The organism is Mycolicibacterium llatzerense (assembly GCF_000878195.1).
GTDB lineage: Bacteria > Actinomycetota > Actinomycetes > Mycobacteriales > Mycobacteriaceae > Mycobacterium > Mycobacterium llatzerense.
Genome location: NZ_JXST01000026.1, coordinates 35417 through 57666, shown reverse-complemented (window position 1 = coordinate 57666; position 22250 = coordinate 35417). Strand labels below are relative to the sequence as shown.

Genomic DNA, 22250 nt, shown 5'->3' with positions numbered 1-22250 from the left:
AGGTAAGGATGGTCCATCAGATGTCGCTGGATGATGTCGATGTTCGCCAGATCGAAGCCGGTGAAGCGCCGACCCGGTTTGCCCGTGGTTGGCACTGCCTTGGCCTGACCAAGGATCTCGGTGACGGCAAGCCGCACTCGTTCAACGCCTTCGGACAGAAGCTCGTCGTGTTCCGTGGGGAAGATGGCCAGCTCAACGTGCTGGACAGTTACTGCCGGCACATGGGCGGCGACCTGAGCCAGGGCACCGTCAAGGGCAACGCGATCGCCTGCCCGTTCCACGATTGGCGCTGGGGCGGCGACGGCAAGTGCAAGCTGGTGCCCTACGCCAAGCGCACGCCGCGGCTTGCGCGCACCGCGAAGTGGGCGACCCTCGAGCAGGACGGGATGTTGTTCATCTGGAACGACCCCGAGGGCAGTGCACCGCCGGAGGACGTCTACATCCCGCGCATCGAGCAGGCGGGCAGCGGCGAGTGGACCGATTGGCATTGGTACACAACGGTTGTCAACGTCAACTGCCGCGAGATCATCGACAACGTGGTCGACATGGCGCACTTCTTCTACATCCATGGTGCGGTGCCGTCGCACTTCAAGAACATCTTCGAAGGCCAGGTCGCGACGCAGTACATGAACGGTGGCGGCCGCGAGGACATGCAGGGCACCGAGGGCGCGAAGATGCTCGGGTCGACATCGGTGGCGTCGTACTACGGGCCGTCCTTCATGATCGACGACCTGACGTACCACTACCCGGACGCCGATCACAAGACGATCCTGATCAACTGCCACTACCCGATCGACTCGAATTCCTTTGTGCTGCAGTATGGAATCATCGTCAAGAAGGTCGAGGGTCTGCCCGAGGAGGTGGCCGTCGCAACGGCGCACGCGCTCGGCGACTGGGTGAAGCAGGGCTTCGAGCAGGACGTGCAGATCTGGAAGAACAAGGCCCGCATCGACAACCCGCTGCTGGTCGAAGAGGACGGTCCCGTCTACCAGCTGCGCCGGTGGTACGAGCAGTTCTACGTCGACGCCGCCGAGGTGGTGCCGGAGATGACCGACCGCTTCGAATACGAATTGGACACCACCGTCCCGCGCGAGGCGTGGACGAGGGAGATGGCAGCCAACATCGCAGCGCGGGCCGCGGAGTCGGTCTGATGACCGCGCGGCCCGACATCCGGCTGGCCGACATGCCGATGGTGCCGGTGGCCTGCCGTGCTTGTGGCGCCGAGGTTTTGGCGCGTAAGGGCAGCTGGCAGCAGACCAGCGTGCAGTGGACCTCCGAGTCGGCCGCGAGGTGCGAGGAACGCCAGCGGGCGGAGTGCCTGCCGGGCCGGATCTTCCTGGCCTGTGGCCAGCTGAAGGAGTCCATCGCCGCGGCGGTGGCGGCCGGTGTCGTGCACGTCGTCCAGGACGAACTGGGCGTGGCACCATAGCCGCATGAGCTCAGACAAGCGGGTCGCGGTCGTCACCGGCGCCAGCAGGGGCGCAGGCAAGGGTATTGCCGCGGCGTTGGTGGCCGACGGGTGGACGGTTTATCTCACCGGCCGCACCGTCACCGACCCCGGTGACGGCGGCATCGCCGTTGCGGTGGACCATCGCGACGACGATGCGGTGGCCGCATTGTTCGCCCGGGTGGCCGACGAGGCCGGGCGGCTCGATCTGCTGGTCAACAACGCTGCCGTGGTGCACGACAACCTTGTCGACCCGAAGCCGTTCTGGGAGAAGCCGATCGGCCTGGGTGACGTGCTCGACGTCGGCCTGCGGTCGGCCTATGTCGCGTCGTGGCACGCCGCGCCGTTGCTGCTGGCGCAAGAGCGGGGCCTGATCGCATTCACGTCATCGCCGGGGGCGGTGTGTTACATGCACGGCCCGGCCTACGGTGCGCAGAAGGCCGGTGTGGACAAGATGGCGGCCGACATGGCCGTCGACTTCCATGGCACCGGGGTATCGACGTTGTCGGTCTGGATGGGCATTCTGCTCACCGACAAGTTCAAGCAGGCGTTCGACGCCGACACGCTGGCCAAGGCCGCGGGCAACTTCGAAACGCCGGAATTCGTCGGGCATGTGATCAATGCGCTGTACCAGGACCCGGACCTGGACGGCATCAGCGGGCAGACCGTGATCGCCGCTGAAGAGGCCCAGCGCTACGGCATCACCGACGTGGACGGCCGGACGCCGCCTTCGCATCGGGCGATGCTTGGTGATCCGCGGGTGCCCAGCGACGTCATCGTCCGCTGAGCGGACAAGTCGGACTCGGTCCGCTGAGCGGACAAATCAGACTCGGTCAGCTGAGCACCCGCGGAAGTTCTGGCCCCGCAGGGAACTAGCAGTGCGCGCCGCCGTCGATCCGGATCTCGGTGCCGGTGAGGAACGCGCCGTCATCGGAAGCCGCCATGGCGACCACCGCGGCAACCGCGCTGGGGTCACCCAAGTTCGATTCGTTGCCGGTGTTGAGCATGGGTATCTGCTTGGTCCACAGGCCGTAGTCGGCGCCCTCGGGCATCTTGGCGAACGTGCCGTTGGCCAGCGGGGTGGAGACACCACCGGGCTGGATGTTCACCGCGCGCAGCCCCTGCTTGGCGTATTCGAGGGCCAGCGAGTGGGTCAAGCTCAGGATGCCGCCCTTGCTGGCGGAGTAGGCCGCCATGTACGGGTGGGCGTAGCTCGCCGAGGTCGAGGTGAAGTTGATGATCACGCCGCGCCCCGAGGCCAGCAGGGCCGGCAGGGCCTGGCGGGTCATCAGGAAGGTGCCGGTCAGGTTGACCGAGATGATGCGATTCCAGTCGGCCAGCGTGGTTTCGTGGGTGTGCGAGCAGGTCTCGATCGCGGCCACGTTGACCAGTACGTCCAGGCCGCCCATGTCGGCGATCGCGGCGTCGACGCCCTTGGTGACGGCTTCTTCGGACGAGATGTCGAGCACCGTTGTGGTGAGACGCGCTGCGGTACCGGCCTTTTCGGCCGCTTCCTTGGTGCGGGCCAGTCCCTCGGCGGAGATGTCGCACGCGACGACAGTGCCGCCCTCATCGAGCAGGCGGGCCACGGTGGCCTGGCCGATGCCCGAGCCGGCACCGGTCACGATGACCCGGCGGTCGCTGAATCTATCCATGCTGCAAGTCCTTTCGTTGCCGAAGGATTCTTGCGGTACTGGTGTTCCCGTGAACAGCCGTTGCCCGGTCACCGGGATGCCTTCTCAACCGGCAGTTGGCGTGAGTTTGTGGATGGTGCCGCCGAGATCGGTGCTGTACAAGGCGTGGGGGTCCCAACCGGGGCCTGCGCCGAAGCGCACCGAAGTGCTGCCGAACATTCCCGAGGCCAGAATGCATGCGGCGTGCTGGTCGGGATCGATGCGGACGATGTCGCCGCCGTCCATGGCCAGGTAGATCAGGCCGTCCGGGCCGACCGTGAGGTCGTCGGGGAACCCGAATAGCCCGAACAGTCCCAGATTGACGGTGCGGATGTGGACCGGGTTGTCCAGATCCACGACGGCCAGGGTGCTGACGGGGTGCAGATCCATCGATGCGATCACGGCGTTGTGGGCAGGGTCGTAGGTCAGGCCGTTGGCCATGGTCACCGATGGGACGAAGCGTGTTTCGTGGGTGCCGTCCGCGGTGATCCTGGTGAGTCCGGTGGTCCAACCCAGGTTGCGCGAAACGATGAACGAACCGTCGGGCAACCGGACCATGCCGTTGGGCATGGTGAGTTTGGCGGCGATCGTCGTCAGTGCTCCGGTGCCGAGATCCACTCGGTCGATGGTGCCGTCTTTGCTGCCGAATATTCCGGACAGGAAACTGTTGCCGGTGGTGAAATAGGCGGCGCCGCCGGCGACGGTAATGCTGCCTGGCGCAGCGACATTCGGTACGAATATGCTGCCCCTGCCATCGGGCGTGAGGCGGTAGAGCTGCCCGGAATTGCCGACCGTGCGCGACACCAGCATGGTGCCCGAACCGTCGAATCCGAGGTTCTCCAACGAACCCAGGCCGCTCGCGACGGTGGAGGCGCGCCACGGGCATCGGGAGATCGCCACAGCAGAGGCCGGAGTCGCCGGACCGCCGAGAACGGCCAGCAGTGCCAGTAGTGCGCTCAGCGCCAGCCAAGCGACGGGGCCACGCTGCCGGTGTCGCACATCTCGCATCGTCATGTCCCTCCGCAGGCCCGAGTACGCTGTCGTACTCGCACTTCAGGGCACAGTACGATAACGTACTGGCATGCGCAACAAGGAGGTCGGCAGCGACGTCGAAGGTGGTGAATCGCCGGACGTGGCCCGGCAGCGATTCATCGACGCACTCGCTGCCCTGATTGCCGAGCGCGGCTATGCCGCGACGTCCGTGGTCGACATCGTGCGGGTGGCACAGGCCTCCAAGACGACTTTCTACTTGCACTTCGCGAACAAGCAGGAGTGCTACCTGGCGTTGCTGGCTTCGGTGACCGACGACCTGGTTGCCGACATTCGGCAGGCTGTCGATTCAGATGCGCACTGGCACAAGCAAATTCGTCAGATGTTCACCGCCTACATCGCGCATCTCACTGCGCGCCCGGCGATTTCGCTGAGCTGGATACGCGATCTCCCGGCGTTGGGGGCGGCCGCCCGTCCGATTCAGCGGCGCAATTTCGCGGAACTCGCGGCGCTGCTCGAAGAACTCGCCACCAACCCGGGGTTTCAGCGCGCGCAACTTCCTGCCATCACCAGGCCCAAGGCCGTGATGCTGCTGGCCGGCGTGCGCGAGCTGGCCGCCCAAACCGCCGAAGACGACCGGGAGATCGAAAGCGTCATCGGCCCGGCCACCGACATCGCGATCAGCATCCTCGCGGCGGGGCAGTGACTTCGGTTCAGGTGTCGAGCGCGTCGACGGGCACCCGGCTTTCGTCGGTGACCGAGGCTGGGGCGGCGGGCTCCGTCGCAGCTGGGCGGCGCCGCCGGACCACCTCGAAGGAGCTCAGGATGACCAGCAGGGTCACGCCGCTCATCAGGAACTGTGATCGCGTGCCGGGTAGGAACGCCATCGCCAGGATGACGGCCGCCATGAGTGCGATGGTGGCGTAGCTCAGCCACGGGAACAGCCACATCTTCAGTTTCAAGCTGCCCGGTGCGCTGCGCTCGACGCGGCGGCGCAGCACGACCTGGGAGATGGCGATGATCAGGTAGACGAACAGCGCGACTGCGCCGTAGGAGTGGATCAGGAAGTTGAACACAACGTCGCCCCATACGTAGGTCGCCGCGACCGACGCGTAGCCGACGGCGGTGCCCAGCAGTATCGCCCGGCGCGGGACGCCGCTGGCGGACAGCTTGGTGAAGAACCGCGGGGCATCGCCAGAGGTGGTGAGCGCGAACAACATTCGCGAAGTGGTGTACAGCGCTGAGTTGAGGCAGGACAGCACCGCGGTCAGCACGATGAAGTTCATGATCGTCGCGACGCCGGGGATGCCCAGAACCGTGAGCACCGACGCGTAGGGGCTGATGCCCACGCTCTTGGTGTTCCACGGCTGGATGGCCACCACCACGAGGATCGATCCGACGTAGAACCCGATGATGCGGAAGACGATCGACTTCATCGCCCGCGACACGGCGCGCTCGGGCTCGTCGGATTCGGCGGCGGCGATGGTGACGATCTCGGCGCCGGTGTAGAAGGCGACGCAGGGGACCACGGCGGCCAGCACCGCGCCCCAGCCGAGCGGCGCGAAGCCGCCGTGATCGATCAGGTTGGCCAGACCGGGGGTGGAGTGCGGCCACAGACCGGTGATCCACAGTGCGCCCATGGCCAGGAACACCACGATGGCAATGACTTTCACCGACGAGAACCAGTACTCGAATTCCCCGAATGAGCGCGCCGAGACCAGGTTGCTCGCGGTGAGGGCGAGCATGAGGCCGAGGCTCAACAGCCACAGCGGCACCGCGGGGAGCCACAGATGCAGGATGCGTCCGCCCGCGACGGCTTCGACCGCGACGACGATGACGAAGAAGTACCAGTACATCCAGCCGGTGACGAAGCCACCGCGGCGCCCGAGGGCCTGCCGGGCGTACACGTAGAACGAGCCGACCACGGGTTGCGCCACAGCCATCTCGGCGAGCATCCGCATGATCAGCAGCGTGATGATGCCGGCGACCAGGAACGACACGATGGCCGCGGGTCCGGCGCTGCCGATCACGACGCCGCTACCGACGAACAGCCCGGCGCCGATCACCCCACCGAGTGCGATCAGGTTCAAATGCCTGCGCCGCAGCCCTTTTGCCAGCTGCGCGTCGCTGGCTTTGATCTCCGAACTCACCACCGACGCGACGATGCCGCAATTGTGCGCACCGCTCCACGGTTGTGTTCACCGTGCGTTAATCGGGCCTAGCTGCGCGCCGCCAGTACTAGGGCCCAGGCCAGTACGCCGGCGGCTGCGGTGTTGGCCAGGCCGCGGATCGCGTTCCAGTGCACCCAGGTCGACTCGAACTGCGCCCGGAGCGTCGCGAGGTCGGCGGGCGCGGTCGAGGTGGCCGCGGTGGCGAGCTTGTTGTTCAGCGGCACGTTGATCGTGGACGTGATGACGAGGCTGATGATGTTGAGCGCCAAGCCGATTCCGACCCAGATCAGTACCGGGCGGGCATCGGGCTTGAGGCAGAACGCCCCGGCCAGTGCGGTGAATCCGACCGACCCCAGGAAGGTCAGCATGAACGGCGGGTTGACGATCACCACGTTGATCTTGTTCATGACGTCGCTGAAGGTCCGGTCGTCGAACGCGCCGAGTGCGGGCATCACGGACACCGCGTAGGAGTAGTAGAGACCGGCCAGGAGTCCGGAGGCCAGCAGGGCAACGATGAGCGCGGTCACGCCGAGGGATTGGGGCAGCTTGCTGAAGGTCATGGTCCGACCGTATTCAGGGAGTGGTGGACGATCCATCGCCAAAAGGCTCATTTACATACGCGAGCGTCTACCCTTGCGTATGTGGACGCCCTGGCGGGACTGCTGGAAGGGCCACGCGCCCGTGGCGCGTTTCTGATGCGGTCGTTGCTCGACCCGCCGTGGTCGCTGCGGGTCGAAGACCAGGCTCCGCTGACCATCGTGGTGGTGGCCCGCGGATCGGCGACCGTGTTGCCAGACGGCGCGGCGGGCCGGGACCTCGAGGCCGGCGACATCGCGATATTCCGTGGGCCCGACGGTTACACCGTTGCCGATGACGCCGCCACCGCGCCTCAGGTCGTCGTGCACCCGGGCCAGGTCACCACCACCGTGGACGGTGAACCACTGTGTGAGGCACTGAGTCTCGGAGTCCGGAGCTGGGGTACCCGCCCGGACGCCGACACGCTGCTGATCACCGGCGCCTACGAAGAGGTGGGCGCCGTGTGCCGCCGCCTGCTGAGCGCGCTGCCACCGCTGGTGGTGGTGCGGCGGGGCGAGGTCAACGGCATGCTGGTGGACCTGTTGCTCGACGAGATGTCGTGCGACGAACCGGCGCAGGGCGCCGTGCTCGACCGGATGCTGGATCTGCTGACCATCGCTGCGCTGCGCAGCTGGTTGGCCCGCGAGGACGCCCCGGCCTGGTATCGCGCCTATCGAGATCCGCAGGTGGGCACGGCGCTTCGGCTCATCGAGAACAACCCGGCACACCCGTGGACGGTAGGCTCGCTGGCTGCCGAGGTCGGGCTGTCACGGGCGGCGCTGGCCCGGCGGTTCACCCAACTCGTCGGCGAACCGCCGATGGCACTGCTGACCGAGATTCGTCTGGCGCTGGCCACGGACCTGCTCCGCGGATCCGACGCCACCATCGAGACCGTGGCGCGCCGGGTCGGCTACAGCACGGCCTTCGCGCTCAGTACCGCGATCAAGCGCCGGTATGGGATGAGCCCCAAGGCAATCCGCGCCGAGCTCGCCTAGCGGGTCTTGGCGAAGCGGCGGTGCCGCCACACGTACTGCGGGATGCCGCGCACGGCGACGCCCTTGGGCCAGCTGTCGGGCCGGAAGTAGGCGTCGGTGCCGCCGTCGACGAAAATGACGCTGCCGCACAGGAAGTCGGCCGCGTCCGACAGCATGAAGGTGATCCAGTTGGCGAGGTGCACGGGATCGCCGAAGTTGCCGGTCGGGATGGGGAAGGCGCGCACGGCCTTGCCTTCGCGCGGCGAATCGAGCTGAGCCTGCAGCAGCGGCGTCATGATGGCCCCGGGCGCCAGCACGTTGAGCCGGATGCCGCGGCCGGCCCAGTCGGCCGTCACCGCGGTCTGCCGGACCCAGCGGGCCACGGCGATCTTGGAGGCGGCGTACATGAGCGCGGAGGCGCCGCCGCCGAAGAAGCGCACGGCCCGGGCCGCGCGGTCGGCGTCGCCGGCCAGCAGTGCGCGGATCGCGCGGCGGGGGACTGCGGGCACCGTCGTGCTGGAGTTGCTGCCCAGCGCAACGACTTTCGCGTTGCCGGCGGCCGCGAGCGCCGGGCGCCAGGCGGTCAGCAGGTCGACGGTGCCGAGGTAGTTGATCTGGGCGATCAGGCGGGCACGGTCCTTGCCGTCACCGGGGCCGATCCCGGCGGCCAGCACGGCGCCGTCGAGCTTGCCCTCAGACAGTTCCAGCACGCGGGTGGCGGCGGTACGCCGGCCGTCCGCGGTGGACAGGTCGGCGATGACATCGGCGTCCTTGAGGTCGACCCCGATGACCGTATGACCCTGAGCGCGTAGCTGTCCCGCTGCTTGGTATCCCATGCCGGATGCCGAACCGGTCACAGCGTAGGTGCCGATGATGAACTCCTCGGTAGGTGGGGAATCGCCGTCTAGTTGGCGAGCAACTTGGTCACTGCGTCGGCCACGTCACGACGGGCACGGTGTGCGATGTCGAGCACGGGCATGGTCAGGAAGCCGTGAATGGCACCGTAATACAACTCGGTGACCGGCACGCCCGCGTCGCGCAACGCCTCGGCGTAGGCCAGGGCCTCGTCCCGCATCGGGTCGTAGCCCGTGACCACGAGCACGGCCGGCGCCACTCCGGCGACGGAGGCGGACAGCGGTGCCGCGTAAGGGTTTTCGCGGTCGGTGGTGTTGGGGACGTACTGGTCCCAGTACCACTGCATGGCGGCGGTGGTGTTGTAGTAGCCGGTGCGGAACTCGTGGTACGAGCCGTAGGTGAAGTCGGCGGTCAGCACCGGGTAGAGCAGTACCTGCGCGGCCAGCGGCGCACCGCCGCGGTCACGGGTCATCAACGCGGTGACCGCGGAGAGGTTGCCTCCGGCGCTGTCGCCACCGACCACGAGCTTCGCCGGATCGCCGCCGAGTTCGGCGGCATGGGCGGCGGCCCACTGAGTGACGGTGTAGACGTCTTCTGCGGCAGCCGGCCACTGATGTTCGGGCGCCAGCCGGTAGTCGACCGAAACCACCACGGCAGGAATCGAATTCGCGAAGCTGCGGCACAGTCCGTCGTGCGAGTCCAGATCGCAGAACACGAATCCGCCGCCGTGGGCGAACACGAAGATCGGCAGCGGCCCGCCTGGCTCATCGATGGTGGGCCGGTAGATCCTGACTCGGATGCCGTCGACCTCGGTATCGGTGACCGAGCCGACCGGTTCTGGTTCAGCCGGTGGGACATACCGTCCGCGGATGGCGGCGCGCGCCTGCGCGCCGGTCATGTTGGGCAGGTCGGGGAAGCCGCCGTTGAGCGCCTCGAGCAGGCCGGCGATCTGCGGATCCAGGCTCATGCGCGATCCGCTCGCGCTACTCGCTGGTGACTCACGCGTACTGGAGCGCCGGACCCATGCGCAGCGGGCGCATCGGCTGCAGCGTCGGTGCCACGCGGGAATCCTCGGCGTTGCGCCAGATGCCCATGGCGGTCATGCGCACGGGCGCGGTCAGCTGTTCGAAGGCCATGCGGTTCATTGGACCACACACGGAGACGGCGGCGACGGCCTCACCCTGGCGGCCGATCGGCGCAGCGACACAACCGAATCCGGGCACCGACTCTTCGCGCTCGAAGGCGACCCCGTGGGCACGGACCTTGGACAGTTCGGTGGCGAGCTGGGCGCGGTTGGCGATGGAGTACTTGGTCTTGCGGCTCATGAGGTCGACCTCGGCGTCCTGGTTGTAGGCCAGGATGGCCTTGCCGATGGCGGTACAGTGCGCCGGCTGGCGGCCACCCACCCGCGACGGCAGCACGGTCATCATGCGGTTGCCGACCTTCTCCAGGTAGACGACGTCACCGCCGTCGAGCACGGCGAGGTGGACGACCAAGCCGGTGGCGCGGTGCAGTTCGTGCAGCAGCGGGCCGGCGGCCCGGTGCAGGCGATCCTGGTGCACGGCCAGCGAGCCGAGCTCCACCAGACGCATCCCCAGTTCGTAGTCGCGGCCGTTGCGGCGCAGCCAGCGCAGCTGGACCAGGCGCTCCAGCATCCGATGGGCGGAGGAACGGGGCAGACCCGTGCGACGCACGATCTGCGCCAGGGTCAGGCGGCCCGGGCCGTCGAACGCGTCGAGGACCAGCGATACCCGGTCGATGACCGCGCTGGGGGTGGTGGATTCGACTGCTGCTGTCATGTCGGCCTCCGAGCTCCGTTGCTTCGTGTATATATTCCTATTAGGAATATGACTGTTTGTATCACACGCCCGTGGGGCTTGTCACACATTTCGCAGGAGCGCGGCAGAATATATGCACGACGAAGTGCCCCAAGCCGGCCGGCAGGGGGCACCTCGCGTATAGATTTTGCAGCTCATGGCCCAAATTTGGGACACGATCCCGTGGTTACCGCGGTGCCGACACGCGCAGTGACGACACGCCGGACCTGCGGTTTCAGCTCTGCGCCGCGGACCTCCCGGCACGGCGCCCGTAGAAGCTGCCGTCGCCCAGGGATACGCCACTGGCATAACCCCAGGCAGACAGGCCCGCCGCGCTGCGCCCGGCGGCGAAGAGACCGGGAATCGGCTCGCCGCTGACATGCAGCACCCGGCCGTCCAGCGTGGTCAACAGGCCGCCGAGGGTGAACCCGCCGGTGCTGTTACGCAGGTCGATCGCACCGATCGGTGACCCGATGGGACGCAGCCACTGCGGCTTCTTGTGCAGCAGCGGATCCTCGCCGCACGCGGCGTGCTCGTTGTAGTAGGCCACTGTGTGCTGCAGGACGCCGTCCGGCAGCCCCATCTCGGCTTCGAGCTCGGACACCGTCTCGCAGACCCAGGTGGCCGGGCGGCGCAGGAACGGTGTCGCAGACGTCGCGGCCATCGCCTCCTCCTGGGCATCGCCGTCGATGATCAGATAGGCGGCGTTGTCCTGGTAATACAGCGTCTGCTGGCCGATGCGCCCGGGATAGGTGTCCTCGGCGATGTAGCGCTGGCCGAAACCGTTGACCAGGATGCCGCGCACCAACTGCTGCGGATCGCAGAAGAACGCCACCTCGGTGGCATCCATGTGCGCCAGGTCCGCGCCGAGAACCTGGGCCATCCGGATGGCCCGGCCGTCGTGCTGCTCGATGCTCGCCGCGGGACGGCCCGCGATGCGGGGTGCGTACTGCGCGACCATCTCGTCGCTGTAGGCGAAGCTGCCCGAGGCCAGCACCACGCCGCGGCGGGCTTTGATGGCCACGGTGTCGCTGTACCGGCGCGCAACGATGCCGACCACCCGGCCGTCGGCCTCGGTGATCAGCGACTGCACCTCGGTGTCGTACACCGACCGGACGCCCTGCGCGGTCGCGGTGTCCACCAGCGGCTTCATCAGCATGTAGCCGCCGCTGCGTTCGCCCGTCACCTTGCCGACCATCTGCGGCACGTGGCCGCGCGGCGCCGGGGCGGCAATGGTGTTGTACGGGAAGGCATTTTCGCCACCCGTGAACATCAGGCCCTCGTCGCCTGGCGGCTCCCAGCCCGGTTCACCCCAGAACACCGGCTTGAACGGCACGCCACAGCTCACCAGCCAGTCATAGTGGGCCACACTGCCGGCGCAGTAGTCATCGATCCGTTCGGCATCCGCGCCCGGGCCCATGGCCACCTTCAGGAAGGTCGCCATGTTCTCGACGGAATCCTCAAAGCCACAAGCCTTTTGGAGCGCCGTGCCGCCGCCGAGATAGATGAACCCACCGGCCATGGCGGCGGCGCCGCCCCAGCCGCCGGTGCGCTCGACGACCAGTACGTCGGCGCCGCCGGCAGAAGCTTCCACCGCGGCGGCCGCGCCGGCGATGCCGTAGCCGACGACGACGACGTCAGCTTCGTCGTCCCATGCGGTGATGGACGACGCCGGGACCGGAAACAGGTCAGTGCTCATGGCAGCATGGCCCGCGGCGGAACGCCCATCCACTCATGGCCCCAGTAGCTGTCGGCGGTGATTTCCTCTGCGGTGTAATGCCGTTCGTCGACCGTCATGCCCTCGGTGCCGAACTCGATGTCCCAGTCGCCGGGCGAACGGACGTAGAACGAGACCATCTTGTCGTTGGTGTGGCGGCCCAGCGTGGAGGACAACTGGAAGCCGTCCCGGTTCACGCGGTCGAGCGCCTGCCCGACGGCATCGAGGGTGTCCACCTCGACCATGAGGTGGATCAGCTTCGGGTCGCGCAGCGTCGCGGCCGGGCAGATCGCCAGGCTGTGGTGCCGCTCGTTGATGCCGAGGAACTGCACCCGCAGCGGGCCGAACTCCGGGGGAGCGGGCACGCGGAAGGCGCCGCGGGGCAGGAAGCCCAGCACGTCGGTGTAGAAGTCGAACAGTCCCTTGGCGTCCTGGGCGGGCAACACCACGTGGCCGAGGCCGAGGCCATCGGTGACGAAGCGGGCACCGAACGGCGTGACGACGGGGCTGTGGTCCAGCACCGCACCGTGGAACACCTCGACGTCGTTGCCGGCCGGGTCGACGAAGGCGATGACCTCATCGACGCGGCGGGCGTCGGCCTCTTCCAGGGACAGCTGCTTCCACGGCACGCCGGCGCCGTCCAGGGTGGCCTGCACCCGGCGCAGCGCGGCGCCGTCGCGGACCTCCCAGCCCACGGTGACGATGCGGTCGGCATCGCCCGGCACCACGATGATGCGCGCGGTGCGCTCGTCCATCCGCAGGTACAGCGCGTCGGGGTCGGGACCGCTACCGGTCGCGAAACCCAGTACCTCGAAAGCGAATTGGCGCCAGCGCTCGATATCGGCGGTCTGGACCTTCACATAGCCCAGGCTCTTCAGATCGGTCACGTCAGATCATGCCTCGCAGCGGGCCCTGGGGATCGACACCCAAGCTGCTCAGCGCCGACGCGTGGAACGTGGTGCCCGGGACGTGGATGGCGTGCGCCTGGCCGACGTGTGCGTCACGCCAGTAGCGCTGCAGCGGCTTGTCCATGCGGGTGGCGTTGCCGCCGCAGCGGGCGAAGATTTCGTCGACCGCGGACACCGCGCGCCACACCGACCGGATCTGGGTGCGCCGGCCGGCGGCGCGGTCCTCGAAGGACACCTCCTTGCCGGCGTCGACCATGTCGTAGATGCGGTCGGCGTTGGCCAGCAGTTCCTGGCGGGCGGCGTTGATGTCGGCGGCGGCCTCTCCGATGGCGTACATGACGTAGGGGTCGTCCTTGATGGCCACGCCACTGGAGTTGACTCGTTCGCGCTGGTAGTCGAGTGCGGCGCCCAGGGCGCCCTCGGCGATACCGATGACGGCGGACGAGATGCCCAGCGGGAACATCGTCGACCACGGCATCAGGTACAGCGTCGAGGTCATGCCGGCCTCGCGCTGGGCGCGGCCGTCCATCACCTTGGTGGCATCCATGGTGCGGTAGGTGGGGACGAAGGCGTCCTTGACGATGACGTCCTTGGAGCCGGTGCCGCGCAGGCCCACGACGTTCCAGGAGTCCTCGACGATTTCGTAGTCGCTGCGGGGCAGGATCATGTGCAGCATCTGCGGCGGCATGAGGGGCTTGCCCTCGGCGTCACCGAGCATGGCGCCCAGGAAGATCCACTCACAGTGGTCGGTGCCCGAGCTGAACTGCCAGCGGCCGTTGAAGATGTAGCCGCCGTCGACCGGCCTGGCCACGCCCTGCGGGGCGTACGGGGAAGCCACCCAGGTGTCGGTGTCGGATGCCCAGATCTCGGCGGCGACCTTCGGGTCGGCGTACGCCAACTGGTAGGGGTGCACGCCGACCACTCCGTTGATCCAGCCGGCGGCGGGATCCAGGGCGGCGGTCGCCATCACGGTCTCCGCGAACTCGCGCGGATGCACCTCCAGGCCGTCGTATTCCTTGGGCTGCAGCAGCTTGATATTGCCGGCGGCCTTCATCATCTTGACGGTCTCGTCGGGCAGCTGGCCCAACTTCTCTGCTTCCCAGGCTTGTTCGCGAAGCTGGTCGGCGATGTCACCGATCTTGTCGATAACCCGCTGGGTCATGGTCGTTTCCTAACTCCTGTGATGGGCTAACCAATGGTTTACCGCACCCGCTGCGCACCGCGGGGCTGTTCCCGGTGAGCGGGCGAAATTCCGTTACCCGAAGTCGAACCGGGTGTTCTCGGCCATGTCACCGAGGCTCGGCGCCGGTGACCAGTTCTGGTCATGGGCCGGTCCGATGGTCGGGACAGGTGGTGGTGGAGCGTCCGATGATCGGGACGCTGATGACCAGCATCCGCTTGATCGGTAGCAACACCGATGGGTATCTCATTGCGTCGCATCGGTTTTGGGATTCGCCGGCATCTGCGCCGTCGGCAAACAGGGCGTTCGTTGCCGCAGACGGGACTTATGGCTCTGGGTGTCGGACCGATGGGCCCTACAGCGTTGGCCCGGATCGGCGGATCATTGACCGGGATTAGGTGACGACCGACCGGAACAGAGGCAGTGCGATGGCTGAATCGGTGCGACGTAACGCGCTGGCGACAGCTGTCGCCGTCGCGTCAGTGCTCTTCGGTGTTTGTGTAGCCGCGATCATGCACCCGACCACCATGGCAGAGCCGCCCGGCTGCTGGGGTCCCGCCGGTGTGGACTCAGACTGCTTGGGACCCGGCCCGTACGGGCACGGCCAGTGGGGGCCGGAACCGGGAACAATGGGACCGGGCCCCATGATCGTTCCCGGCCCCTCGGGTCCCGCTTGGGCTGGACCCGATACCGTCTGATCTCTGGCCGGTCCGGTGGTCGAGACGGCTTCCGGTGGGCCGTCCGTTCACCGGGATGCTTCGTACAGGGTCATCCGGAGGACGGCTAACTTCACCCTATGAGCAGCGCAACACAGGTTGACATCGTCGTTGTCGGTGCCGGGTTCGCCGGTCTTTACGCACTGCACAAGCTGCGGTCGGAGGGCCATTCGGTCGTGGTGTTCGAGGCGGCCTCCGATGTGGGCGGCACCTGGTTCTACAACCGGTATCCCGGCGCCCGTTGCGACGTGGAGAGCATCGACTACTGCTACTCGTTCGACAAGGACCTGCAGCAGGAGTGGACCTGGACCGAGAAGTACGCCACCCAGGCCGAAATCCTCACGTACATCAACCATGTCGCCGACCGGTTCGACCTGCGCCGCGATATCCGCCTCAGCACCCGCGTCACTTCGGCGACCCTCGACGAGGAGACGCTGCGCTGGACGGTGACCACCGATACCGGCGAAACCGTGGACGCGCAGTTCTGCATCATGGCCACCGGTGCGCTGTCGGATCCACTGCTGCCGAACATTCCGGGCGTCGAGACCTTCGCCGGCCAGACCTACCACACGGCGAACTGGCCGCACGAGGGCGTCGACTTCACCGGCAAGCGCGTCGGCCTCATTGGTACCGGGTCGTCGGGCATCCAGACCACCCCGATCGTGGCCGCCCAGGCCGCCGAACTCGTTGTCTTCCAACGCACCCCGAACTTCTCCGTGCCGGCCGGCAACGAGCCGCTGACGGCCGAGCGCGAAGCCGACGTCAAGGCCAACTACGACGAGCGGCGTGAGCTGTCGTGGCGCAGCGGTGGTGGCTCGCCCCACCTGGCGCACCCGAAGCTCACCATGGAACTGTCCGACGAGGAGCGTCGCGCCGAGTTCGAAAAGCGTTGGCAGCTGGGCGGTGTGCTGTTCAGCAAGACCTTCCTGGACCAGATGGTCGACCCGGTGGCCAACGCCGAGGCCAAGAAGTTCTACGAGGAGAAGGTGCGCGCGGTCATCGACGATCCCGCGGTCGCCGACATGCTGATCCCGAACGATCACCCGATCGGCGCCAAGCGAATCTGCACCGACACCAACTACTTCCAGACGTTCAACCAGCCGCACGTGAAGCTGGTCAGCGTGAAGCAGACCCCGATCGAGCAGGTCGATGCCACCGGCATCACCACCACCGAGGCCCGGTTCGACCTGGACGCCATCATCTTCGCCACCGGGTTCGACGCTCTCACCGGTGCGCTGGGGCGCATCGACATCACCGGCCGCGATGGACAGAAGCTCAAAGACAACTGGGTCGACGGGCCGCGCAGCTACCTGGGCCTTGGCGTCGACGGCTTCCCGAACATGTTCCTGGTCAACGGGCCCGGTGCGCCGGCGGTGCTGGCCAACATGGTGCTGCACGCCGAAGCTCACGTGAACTGGATCGCCGACGCGATCGAGTACGTCGGGCAGCACGGCTATGCAGCCATCGAGGCCACCACCGATTCGGTCGACGGCTGGAACGCCGAACTGGTCCGCCGCGCCGACCAGACGCTGTTCCCGAAGGCGAACTCCTGGTACATGGGCGCGAATGTGCCCGCCAAGCCGCGGGTTTTCATGTTGTTCATCGGTGGCTTCGCCGCCTACAACGACATCTGCGCCGAGGTTGCGGCCGCCGGGTACAAGGGATTCGAACTGACCAAGGCCGGTTGATGTCAGGGCTGCTGAACAAGGTTGTCCTCGTCACCGGTGCCGCCCGCGGTACCGGCCGGGCGCACTGCGAGCGATTCGCCGACGAGGGCGCCGACATCATCGCGCTCGACGTCGAGAGTGCCGCAGCCGATTTGGCCGATCTTGCCGACGCAGTGAAGCTGCGCGGCCAGCGCTGCTACACCGGCGTGGCCGACGTGTCGTCGTTCGACGAGGTGCAGGCCGCGGTCGACGAAGGAGTCTGGGAATTCGGCCGGCTGGACGTGGTCGTCGCCAACGCCGGCGTCCATTCGGCGTCCGCACCCGCCTGGGAGGTGAGCGCCGAAGACTGGCAGCGCGTCATCGGGGTCAACCTCACCGGGGTGTGGCACACGGTCAAGGCCGGCGTCCCGCACTTCGGGCCGGCCGGCGGATCCGTGGTGATCATCAGCTCCACCAACGGACTTCGCGGCACCGCGAACACCGCGGCGTACACCTCGACCAAGCATGCGGTGGTCGGTCTCGCCCGCACCCTGGCGAATGAGCTGGGGCCCAAGCGGATTCGGGTCAACACCGTACATCCCGGCGCAGTCGGCACCCCGATGGTGCTGAACCCGGAAACGTTCAAACGCATCCGGCCCGATCTGGAGAACCCGACCGCCGACGACGTCGCCGAAGTCCTTTCCGCCCGCAACCTCTTGCCGGTGCCGTGGGTCGAGCCCGAGGACATCAGCAACGCGGTGGTGTTCCTGGCATCCGACGAGGCCCGGTACATCACCGGCACCCAGCTGGTCGTGGACGCGGGTCTGACGCAGAAGGCGTAATCAGCGGTTCAGCTGCGTCCTTTCGGGGCCTGCTTGCGGGCGGGTGCGGCCGGGGGCTCGACGAGGCCGGCCGCGATCTCGAGTTCCACAAGCGCGGGTTCGATGGCGTCGGCCATGGCGTCGATGTCGTTGGCCATCTCGGGAGTGGTGACGAAGCCGAAATCGATCCGGTCGCGGTAGCTGAAGCAGGTGATGTTCAGCCCCACGTCCATCACCAGGGGGCCCATCGGCATCATCTGCTCCAGGACTGCGCCGTCCATGTACAGCGGCACGGGCGGTCCCGGCACGTTGGAGACGACGAGGTTCATCGGCTTCAGCGTCCCGCCGAGCTTGCTCGCGGTGTAGGCCCGGGCGGCCAGTGCAACCAGACCGGGCGGCGTGGTGTCGGTCAACCCCATGATCTGGTGTGCCGTCAGCGCTTTCGCCATTTCTTTCGCGCTCTGCGAACTGGTGTAGATGGCTTTGATCCGCTCGGCAGGGTCGACGATGTCGGACGCCAGCGATACCGACATCGCGCTGACCTGATTGCCCACCTGATCGCTGGAGCTCTCGGTACGGGTCGACACCGGAACCTGGGCGATGAGCGACTTGTCGGGGAGCTCGCCGCGGTCCTCCAGATACTTGCGCATGGCGCTCGAGACCAGCGCCAGCACGACGTCGTTCAACTTCACCCCGAACGCTTCCTTGACCGCTTTCACGCGCTCCAGGGACACGCCGGAATTGCTGACCCGGCGATGCGGCGAGATGGGGCCGTTGAACCGCGTGGGTGGCGCGTCGAAGTAGCCGGGCGGCTTGTTGGCGACGCTGAGCGCCGCGATCTGCTGGCGCACGGTCTGCTCCAGGAAGCGCACGACCCGGTAGGGCGTCTTGATGCCGATGTTGATCAGCCCGCCCAGCGCCTGCAACTCGATCCCCGGCGCTTTGACGCCGACCAGCGACCCGCTCGGCTCAGCGGCCGGCGGCCGCGGGGTGGGAGTGAAATCCAGCAGAATCTCTCCGAGTCCCGCCCCGGATACGCCGTCGATGATGGCGTGGTGCATCTTCATCAGCACTGCGACCCGGCCGCCTTCGACGCCTTCGATGAACCAGAGTTCCCACAGCGGCCTGGAGCGGTCCAGCTTGTAGGACATCAGCCGTCCCACCAACTGGTCCAGCTCGCGGCGTCCGCCGGGCGCCGGGACCGCGATGTGGCGCACGTGGAAGTCGAGATCGAGTTCCTCGTCCTCGACGAACCACGGCCGATCGAGGCCGAGCGGGGCGCCGGTGACCCGCCAGCGCAACTGCGGCATTTCCGGCAGTCGCGCCGCGACAAGTGCTTTCACCGACTCGAAGGTGAAATCCGGTGCGTCGGTAGGGTCGTAGATCGACGACGCGGCGACATGCATGTGCCAGCTGTTGGTTTCCGCGAACCAGAAGGTGGCGTCTGCACCGGACAAGCGATTCATGGGGCTGATCCTAAGGCGCTGGTGGAGGTGCTGGCGCGAAATCGGCCGTTTGGTACGAACTTCGGGGTGTGATCGTTGTCTCCGCGAGTCGGGAACCTGCAATCGTGTTGGCGCACAACGCCGCCCGGCATCTCCATCACCGGGATGCATGTTCCGCCCTGGTCAATTGGTAAGCCCGACAATATATTCCGCAGATTCGCAGTCGCCGCGATCGTGATGAGGTAGGGCGCAGCGGATCCGCACTACCAACGCAAGCGGCCGCGTACCGCACACCATCGCATCGGTGTGCGGACGCGGCCGCTCGCGGCAGAAGGTCAGCGCTGCAGGAAGCCCAGCACCGTGCTCTCAAATGCCTCCTTGGCCTCGATCATGGCCCAGTGCCCACAGTTCGGGAACACGTGCAGCTCGGCGTTGGAGATGGTGCGCATCGGGATCAGCGCCATGTCCAACGGGCTGACGCGATCGTCGCGGCCCCAGGTGAGCAGCGTCGGCGCCTTCACCTTGTGCATCTGCGCCCACGGCTGCGGCGGCGCGTCGGCCGACCGCATGAACTTCATCATCATCTTGAAGGCGGCCTTGCCGTACATCCGGCGAGCCGATTCCAGCGTCTCGGGATCGGAGGCCAGCTTCATGCGCTCTTCGATCAGCTCCTCGGTGACGATCTTCTCGTCGTAGACCATCGAGTTGAGCCAGTCGACCAGACGCTGCCGGGTGGGGTCCTCGGTGAACTCCTGCAGCAGCCGGATGCCCTCCGACGGACCGGGGCTGAAGATGTTGGTGCCGATACCGCCGATGGTGACCAGCTTGCCGATCCGGTCGGGGTTGTTGATGGCGAAGTTGATGCCGACGCCGCCGCCCATCGAGTTGCCGACGATGTCCACCTTCTCGACGCCGAGCGCGTCGAGGAAGGGCACCACCGCGGACTGCGCGTCGATCATCGGGTGGCCGCCGAAGTCGTCGCTGACGCCGAAGCCGGGGAACTCCAGGATCAGGCAGCGGAAGTGCGCCGCGAAGGTCGGCAGGATGCCGCGGAAGTTCCGCCAGCCCGTGACGCCCGGTCCGGACCCATGCAGAAACAGCACTACAGGGCCGGTGCCCTCGTCGTAATAACGCAGCGTGCCGCGCTCGGTCTGGACTTCCTTCAGCTCAGTCATACGTTCCAAATTACGGTGCGGATGTCACGCGGCGACGACCACCTCCCGTCCGGCGGGACGCGAGCCGCCCGGGGCCGCCGGATTGTGCTGCGTAGGGCCTCTATGGTGTCCAAATGACCGTGCCGGAGTCTGCGCGTCCGCTGGCGGGTGTGCGCATCGTCGAGATTTCCAGTTTCGTCGCAGTGCCCCTGGCGGGGATGACGCTGACACAGCTCGGCGCCGAGGTCATCAGGGTCGATCCGGTCGGCGGCGCCGCGGACTATCACCGCTGGCCGGTCACCGACGACGGCGACAGCATCTACTGGGCGGGCCTGAACAAGGGCAAGCGATCGGTCGCGGTGGACCTGCGCTCGCCGGAAGGCCAGGACCTGGTCACCCGGCTGATCGTCGACGCCGGCGTCTTCATCACCAATGTGGCGGGCCGGCAATGGCATTCGTACGAGACGCTCTCCGCGCTGCGGCCCGACCTGATCCACGCCGAAGTGTCGGGGCGGGCCGACGGCGGCACGGCGGTGGACTACACCGTCAACGCGGGGCTGGGCTTCCCATTGGTCACCGGCCCGTCCGAACTCCAGACCCCGGTGAACCACGTCCTGGCAGCCTGGGATGTGTCCTGCGGCCTCTACCTGGCACTGGCGGTGACGGCGGCGCTCCGGCACCGTGACACCACCGGCGAGGGCCAGCGGGTCAGCATCCCCTTGGAGAACGTGGCCCTGGCGACCGCAGGCAATCTCAGCTTCCTGACCGAGGTGATGGTCAACGGGGTGAGTCGTGAACGCATCGGCAACTCGATCTTCGGCCAGTACGGGCAGCAGTTCGTCAGCGCCGACGGCGCCGCGTTCATGATCGTCGCGCTGACCGGGCGTCATTTCCGGGACCTGGTCGAGATTACCGGTACCACGAAAGCTGTTGCCGCACTGTCGGAATCGTTCGGAGCGGACTTCGGCGATGAAGGTGAGCGCTACCGCCATCGGGATGCCCTCACCGGCCTGTTCACCGTCTGGTTCTGTGCGCACACCGCTGATGAGATCGCTGCGGCGCTGGGTGCCACGTCGATCCTGTGGGAGCGCTACCGCGACTTCTCCGAGGTGGCCGTGAGCCCGAAGGTGACCGACAATCCGCTGTTCACCGAACTCGACCAGCCCCGTATCGGCCGGTATCTGGCACCGGGACTGCCGTTGCGGATCGACGGCGAGTACCCGCCTGCCCGCCCGGCACCGGCGCTCGGCGACGACACCACCGCAGTGCTGACCGGCCGGCTCGGGTTGAGCGCCGACGACGTCGTGCGGCTCACGGAAGCGGGGACCGTGGCGTGACCGTGCTGCCTGGATTGCTGGTGGTGTCACCCGGTGACGGGGCCGACGCCTGGGTGGGCGAGGCCGGGGGACCGGAGGGTAAGCGGGCCTTCGGCGGTCTGCTGATGGCGCAGAGCCTGTCCGCCGCGTGCCAGACCGTCAACCCGGACATGCGCCCCACCGCCATGCACCTGCAGTACTTGCGTGGTGGCGAGGCCGGCGCGGCCACCGACTACGCGGTGGCCCGGGTGTACGACGGGCGGACCGCGGCGTCGCGGCGGATCGAGGCCTGCCAGGCGGGGCGGCTGCTGACCGTTGCGACCGTGTCCTTCTCCGTGGATTTGGCGGGCCCCGAGCACGATGAATCAGGCACGCTCCCAGACGATCCCGAGCTGCTGCCGGTGACCGGCCCGCCGGGACCGGCGCCCGCGGTACCGCTGGACGAACTCGACATCCGGATCGTCGACGACCGGTCGTCGGGCGAGTTCGTGCGCCGCATGTGGTGGCGGGCCACGGTGCCCATGCCGCCGGAACAGTTGTCGCACATGATGATTGCCTGCTACGTAACGGACCTGTACGGGATCGACCCGGCGCTGCAGGTGCACGGCCACTCCATGCAGGCACGCACCCACCGCAGTGGCACCACCGATTTCTCGATCTGGTTCCACCACCCGATCCGGGCCGACCGGTGGAATCTGTTCGAATCGCGCTCGCCTGCCACCGGCCGGGGCCGGGGAGTCATCACCGGGACCCTGGTCGGCGCGGATGGCACCCGCGTGGCGACATTGGTGCAGGAAGGCCTGATCGCGGACCGGTAGTACCGTCGTCCGCAGGCTGCTGCGGG

Annotated in this window: 21 protein-coding genes; 9 read left to right on the top strand and 12 right to left on the bottom strand. The window is 67.2% G+C overall.

The features are described 5' to 3' along the window. The first annotated feature begins 20 nt into the window (after positions 1 to 20). The 3 genes from TL10_RS18530 to TL10_RS18520 are packed head-to-tail and all read left to right on the top strand — an operon-like array spanning position 21 to position 2234. A complete protein-coding gene (locus TL10_RS18530) occupies positions 21 to 1151 on the top strand; it encodes a 3-ketosteroid-9-alpha-monooxygenase, oxygenase component (RefSeq protein WP_043986798.1) in 1131 nt (376 codons plus the stop codon). Continuing rightward, entirely contained in the window at positions 1151 to 1429 is a 279-nt protein-coding gene (locus TL10_RS18525; protein WP_043393468.1) for a hypothetical protein, read from the top strand. Before TL10_RS18530 ends, TL10_RS18525 begins: the two co-directional genes overlap by 1 nt. A gap of 4 nt (positions 1430 to 1433) precedes the next feature. Then, entirely contained in the window at positions 1434 to 2234 is an 801-nt protein-coding gene (locus tag TL10_RS18520) for an SDR family NAD(P)-dependent oxidoreductase (RefSeq protein ID WP_043986772.1), read from the top strand. A gap of 85 nt (positions 2235 to 2319) precedes the next feature. Here the strand turns inward: TL10_RS18520 and TL10_RS18515 are convergent, their stop codons facing one another. Then, the gene (locus tag TL10_RS18515; protein WP_043986771.1) at positions 2320 to 3102 is read right to left on the bottom strand and encodes an SDR family NAD(P)-dependent oxidoreductase; all 783 of its coding nucleotides are present in this window, start codon (positions 3100 to 3102) and stop codon (positions 2320 to 2322) included. 84 nt (positions 3103 to 3186) lie between these two features. Further along, entirely contained in the window at positions 3187 to 4128 is a 942-nt protein-coding gene (locus TL10_RS18510; protein WP_131630764.1) for an SMP-30/gluconolactonase/LRE family protein, read from the bottom strand. Between the two features lie 73 nt (positions 4129 to 4201). Between TL10_RS18510 and TL10_RS18505 the strand changes: the two genes are divergently transcribed. Further along, positions 4202 to 4816: a TetR/AcrR family transcriptional regulator gene (locus TL10_RS18505; RefSeq protein WP_043986770.1), complete on the top strand. Its 615-nt coding sequence runs from the start codon at positions 4202 to 4204 to the stop codon at positions 4814 to 4816. Positions 4817 to 4823: 7 nt separating this feature from the next. Here the strand turns inward: TL10_RS18505 and TL10_RS18500 are convergent, their stop codons facing one another. Beyond that, entirely contained in the window at positions 4824 to 6260 is a 1437-nt protein-coding gene (locus TL10_RS18500) for an amino acid permease (RefSeq protein ID WP_043986769.1), read from the bottom strand. A gap of 68 nt (positions 6261 to 6328) precedes the next feature. Beyond that, the gene (locus tag TL10_RS18495) at positions 6329 to 6841 is read right to left on the bottom strand and encodes an anthrone oxygenase family protein (protein ID WP_043986767.1); all 513 of its coding nucleotides are present in this window, start codon (positions 6839 to 6841) and stop codon (positions 6329 to 6331) included. 81 nt (positions 6842 to 6922) lie between these two features. Here TL10_RS18495 and TL10_RS18490 point away from each other — a divergent pair, with 81 nt between their 5' ends. Further along, positions 6923 to 7852 (top strand): AraC family transcriptional regulator, encoded by a 930-nt coding sequence (locus tag TL10_RS18490; protein ID WP_043986766.1) that lies wholly within the window; start codon positions 6923 to 6925, stop codon positions 7850 to 7852. On the opposite strand, the gene TL10_RS18485 is transcribed toward TL10_RS18490, so the two are convergent. From TL10_RS18485 to TL10_RS18460, 6 genes are all read right to left on the bottom strand, one after another. Next, positions 7849 to 8703 (bottom strand): SDR family oxidoreductase, encoded by an 855-nt coding sequence (locus tag TL10_RS18485; RefSeq protein ID WP_082067995.1) that lies wholly within the window; start codon positions 8701 to 8703, stop codon positions 7849 to 7851. The two genes, TL10_RS18490 and TL10_RS18485, sit on opposite strands and share 4 nt — an antisense overlap. A gap of 32 nt (positions 8704 to 8735) precedes the next feature. Beyond that, positions 8736 to 9653 carry a LipP1 family hormone-sensitive lipase gene (locus TL10_RS18480; RefSeq protein ID WP_043393483.1) on the bottom strand — a complete coding sequence of 306 codons (918 nt, stop codon included), beginning with the start codon at positions 9651 to 9653 and terminating at the stop codon, positions 8736 to 8738. 31 nt (positions 9654 to 9684) lie between these two features. Next, positions 9685 to 10485, bottom strand: a complete 801-nt coding sequence (locus tag TL10_RS18475) for an IclR family transcriptional regulator (protein ID WP_043986765.1) — start codon at positions 10483 to 10485, stop codon at positions 9685 to 9687. 253 nt (positions 10486 to 10738) lie between these two features. After that, the gene (locus TL10_RS18470; protein WP_043986764.1) at positions 10739 to 12202 is read right to left on the bottom strand and encodes an FAD-dependent oxidoreductase; all 1464 of its coding nucleotides are present in this window, start codon (positions 12200 to 12202) and stop codon (positions 10739 to 10741) included. Further along, positions 12199 to 13107: a biphenyl-2,3-diol 1,2-dioxygenase gene (gene bphC / locus TL10_RS18465; RefSeq protein WP_043393487.1), complete on the bottom strand. Its 909-nt coding sequence runs from the start codon at positions 13105 to 13107 to the stop codon at positions 12199 to 12201. The genes TL10_RS18470 and bphC overlap by 4 nt, the downstream gene beginning before the upstream one ends. A gap of 1 nt (position 13108) precedes the next feature. Next, positions 13109 to 14290: an acyl-CoA dehydrogenase family protein gene (locus TL10_RS18460; RefSeq protein ID WP_043393489.1), complete on the bottom strand. Its 1182-nt coding sequence runs from the start codon at positions 14288 to 14290 to the stop codon at positions 13109 to 13111. 814 nt (positions 14291 to 15104) lie between these two features. On the opposite strand from TL10_RS18460, the gene TL10_RS18455 reads away from it, so the two are divergent. Beyond that, positions 15105 to 16712: a flavin-containing monooxygenase gene (locus TL10_RS18455; protein WP_043986763.1), complete on the top strand. Its 1608-nt coding sequence runs from the start codon at positions 15105 to 15107 to the stop codon at positions 16710 to 16712. Further along, positions 16712 to 17512 (top strand): mycofactocin-coupled SDR family oxidoreductase, encoded by an 801-nt coding sequence (locus TL10_RS18450; protein ID WP_043986762.1) that lies wholly within the window; start codon positions 16712 to 16714, stop codon positions 17510 to 17512. The genes TL10_RS18455 and TL10_RS18450 overlap by 1 nt, the downstream gene beginning before the upstream one ends. Positions 17513 to 17520: 8 nt before the next feature. On the opposite strand, the gene TL10_RS18445 is transcribed toward TL10_RS18450, so the two are convergent. Both TL10_RS18445 and TL10_RS18440 read right to left on the bottom strand, forming a co-directional pair. Beyond that, positions 17521 to 18957, bottom strand: coding sequence for a WS/DGAT/MGAT family O-acyltransferase (locus tag TL10_RS18445; RefSeq protein ID WP_043986761.1), 1437 nt, complete (start codon positions 18955 to 18957; stop codon positions 17521 to 17523). A gap of 314 nt (positions 18958 to 19271) precedes the next feature. Further along, entirely contained in the window at positions 19272 to 20111 is an 840-nt protein-coding gene (locus tag TL10_RS18440) for an alpha/beta fold hydrolase (protein ID WP_043986760.1), read from the bottom strand. 113 nt (positions 20112 to 20224) lie between these two features. On the opposite strand from TL10_RS18440, the gene TL10_RS18435 reads away from it, so the two are divergent. Both TL10_RS18435 and TL10_RS18430 read left to right on the top strand, forming a co-directional pair. After that, on the top strand, positions 20225 to 21427 hold the full coding sequence (locus TL10_RS18435; RefSeq protein WP_043986759.1) for a CoA transferase: 1203 nt from the start codon (positions 20225 to 20227) through the stop codon (positions 21425 to 21427). Then, positions 21424 to 22224 carry an acyl-CoA thioesterase gene (locus TL10_RS18430; RefSeq protein WP_043986758.1) on the top strand — a complete coding sequence of 267 codons (801 nt, stop codon included), beginning with the start codon at positions 21424 to 21426 and terminating at the stop codon, positions 22222 to 22224. Before TL10_RS18435 ends, TL10_RS18430 begins: the two co-directional genes overlap by 4 nt. The last annotated feature ends 26 nt before the right edge of the window (positions 22225 to 22250 follow it).

Excerpts from the sequence above, each read along its gene's own strand:
- TL10_RS18435 (WP_043986759.1), top strand. The coding sequence starts at position 20,225 with ATGACCGTGCCGGAGTCTGCGCGTCCGCTGGCGGGTGTGCGCATCGTC.
- TL10_RS18515 (WP_043986771.1), bottom strand. The coding sequence starts at position 3,102 with ATGGATAGATTCAGCGACCGCCGGGTCATCGTGACCGGTGCCGGCTCG.
- TL10_RS18510 (WP_131630764.1), bottom strand. The coding sequence starts at position 4,128 with ATGCGAGATGTGCGACACCGGCAGCGTGGCCCCGTCGCTTGGCTGGCG.
- TL10_RS18530 (WP_043986798.1), top strand. The coding sequence starts at position 21 with ATGTCGCTGGATGATGTCGATGTTCGCCAGATCGAAGCCGGTGAAGCG.
- TL10_RS18495 (WP_043986767.1), bottom strand. The coding sequence starts at position 6,841 with ATGACCTTCAGCAAGCTGCCCCAATCCCTCGGCGTGACCGCGCTCATC.
- TL10_RS18480 (WP_043393483.1), bottom strand. The coding sequence starts at position 9,653 with ATGAGCCTGGATCCGCAGATCGCCGGCCTGCTCGAGGCGCTCAACGGC.
- TL10_RS18455 (WP_043986763.1), top strand. The coding sequence starts at position 15,105 with ATGAGCAGCGCAACACAGGTTGACATCGTCGTTGTCGGTGCCGGGTTC.
- TL10_RS18450 (WP_043986762.1), top strand. The coding sequence starts at position 16,712 with ATGTCAGGGCTGCTGAACAAGGTTGTCCTCGTCACCGGTGCCGCCCGC.
- TL10_RS18445 (WP_043986761.1), bottom strand. The coding sequence starts at position 18,957 with ATGAATCGCTTGTCCGGTGCAGACGCCACCTTCTGGTTCGCGGAAACC.
- TL10_RS18505 (WP_043986770.1), top strand. The coding sequence starts at position 4,202 with ATGCGCAACAAGGAGGTCGGCAGCGACGTCGAAGGTGGTGAATCGCCG.
- TL10_RS18525 (WP_043393468.1), top strand. The coding sequence starts at position 1,151 with ATGACCGCGCGGCCCGACATCCGGCTGGCCGACATGCCGATGGTGCCG.
- TL10_RS18460 (WP_043393489.1), bottom strand. The coding sequence starts at position 14,290 with ATGACCCAGCGGGTTATCGACAAGATCGGTGACATCGCCGACCAGCTT.
- TL10_RS18470 (WP_043986764.1), bottom strand. The coding sequence starts at position 12,202 with ATGAGCACTGACCTGTTTCCGGTCCCGGCGTCGTCCATCACCGCATGG.
- TL10_RS18475 (WP_043986765.1), bottom strand. The coding sequence starts at position 10,485 with ATGACAGCAGCAGTCGAATCCACCACCCCCAGCGCGGTCATCGACCGG.
- TL10_RS18520 (WP_043986772.1), top strand. The coding sequence starts at position 1,434 with ATGAGCTCAGACAAGCGGGTCGCGGTCGTCACCGGCGCCAGCAGGGGC.
- TL10_RS18440 (WP_043986760.1), bottom strand. The coding sequence starts at position 20,111 with ATGACTGAGCTGAAGGAAGTCCAGACCGAGCGCGGCACGCTGCGTTAT.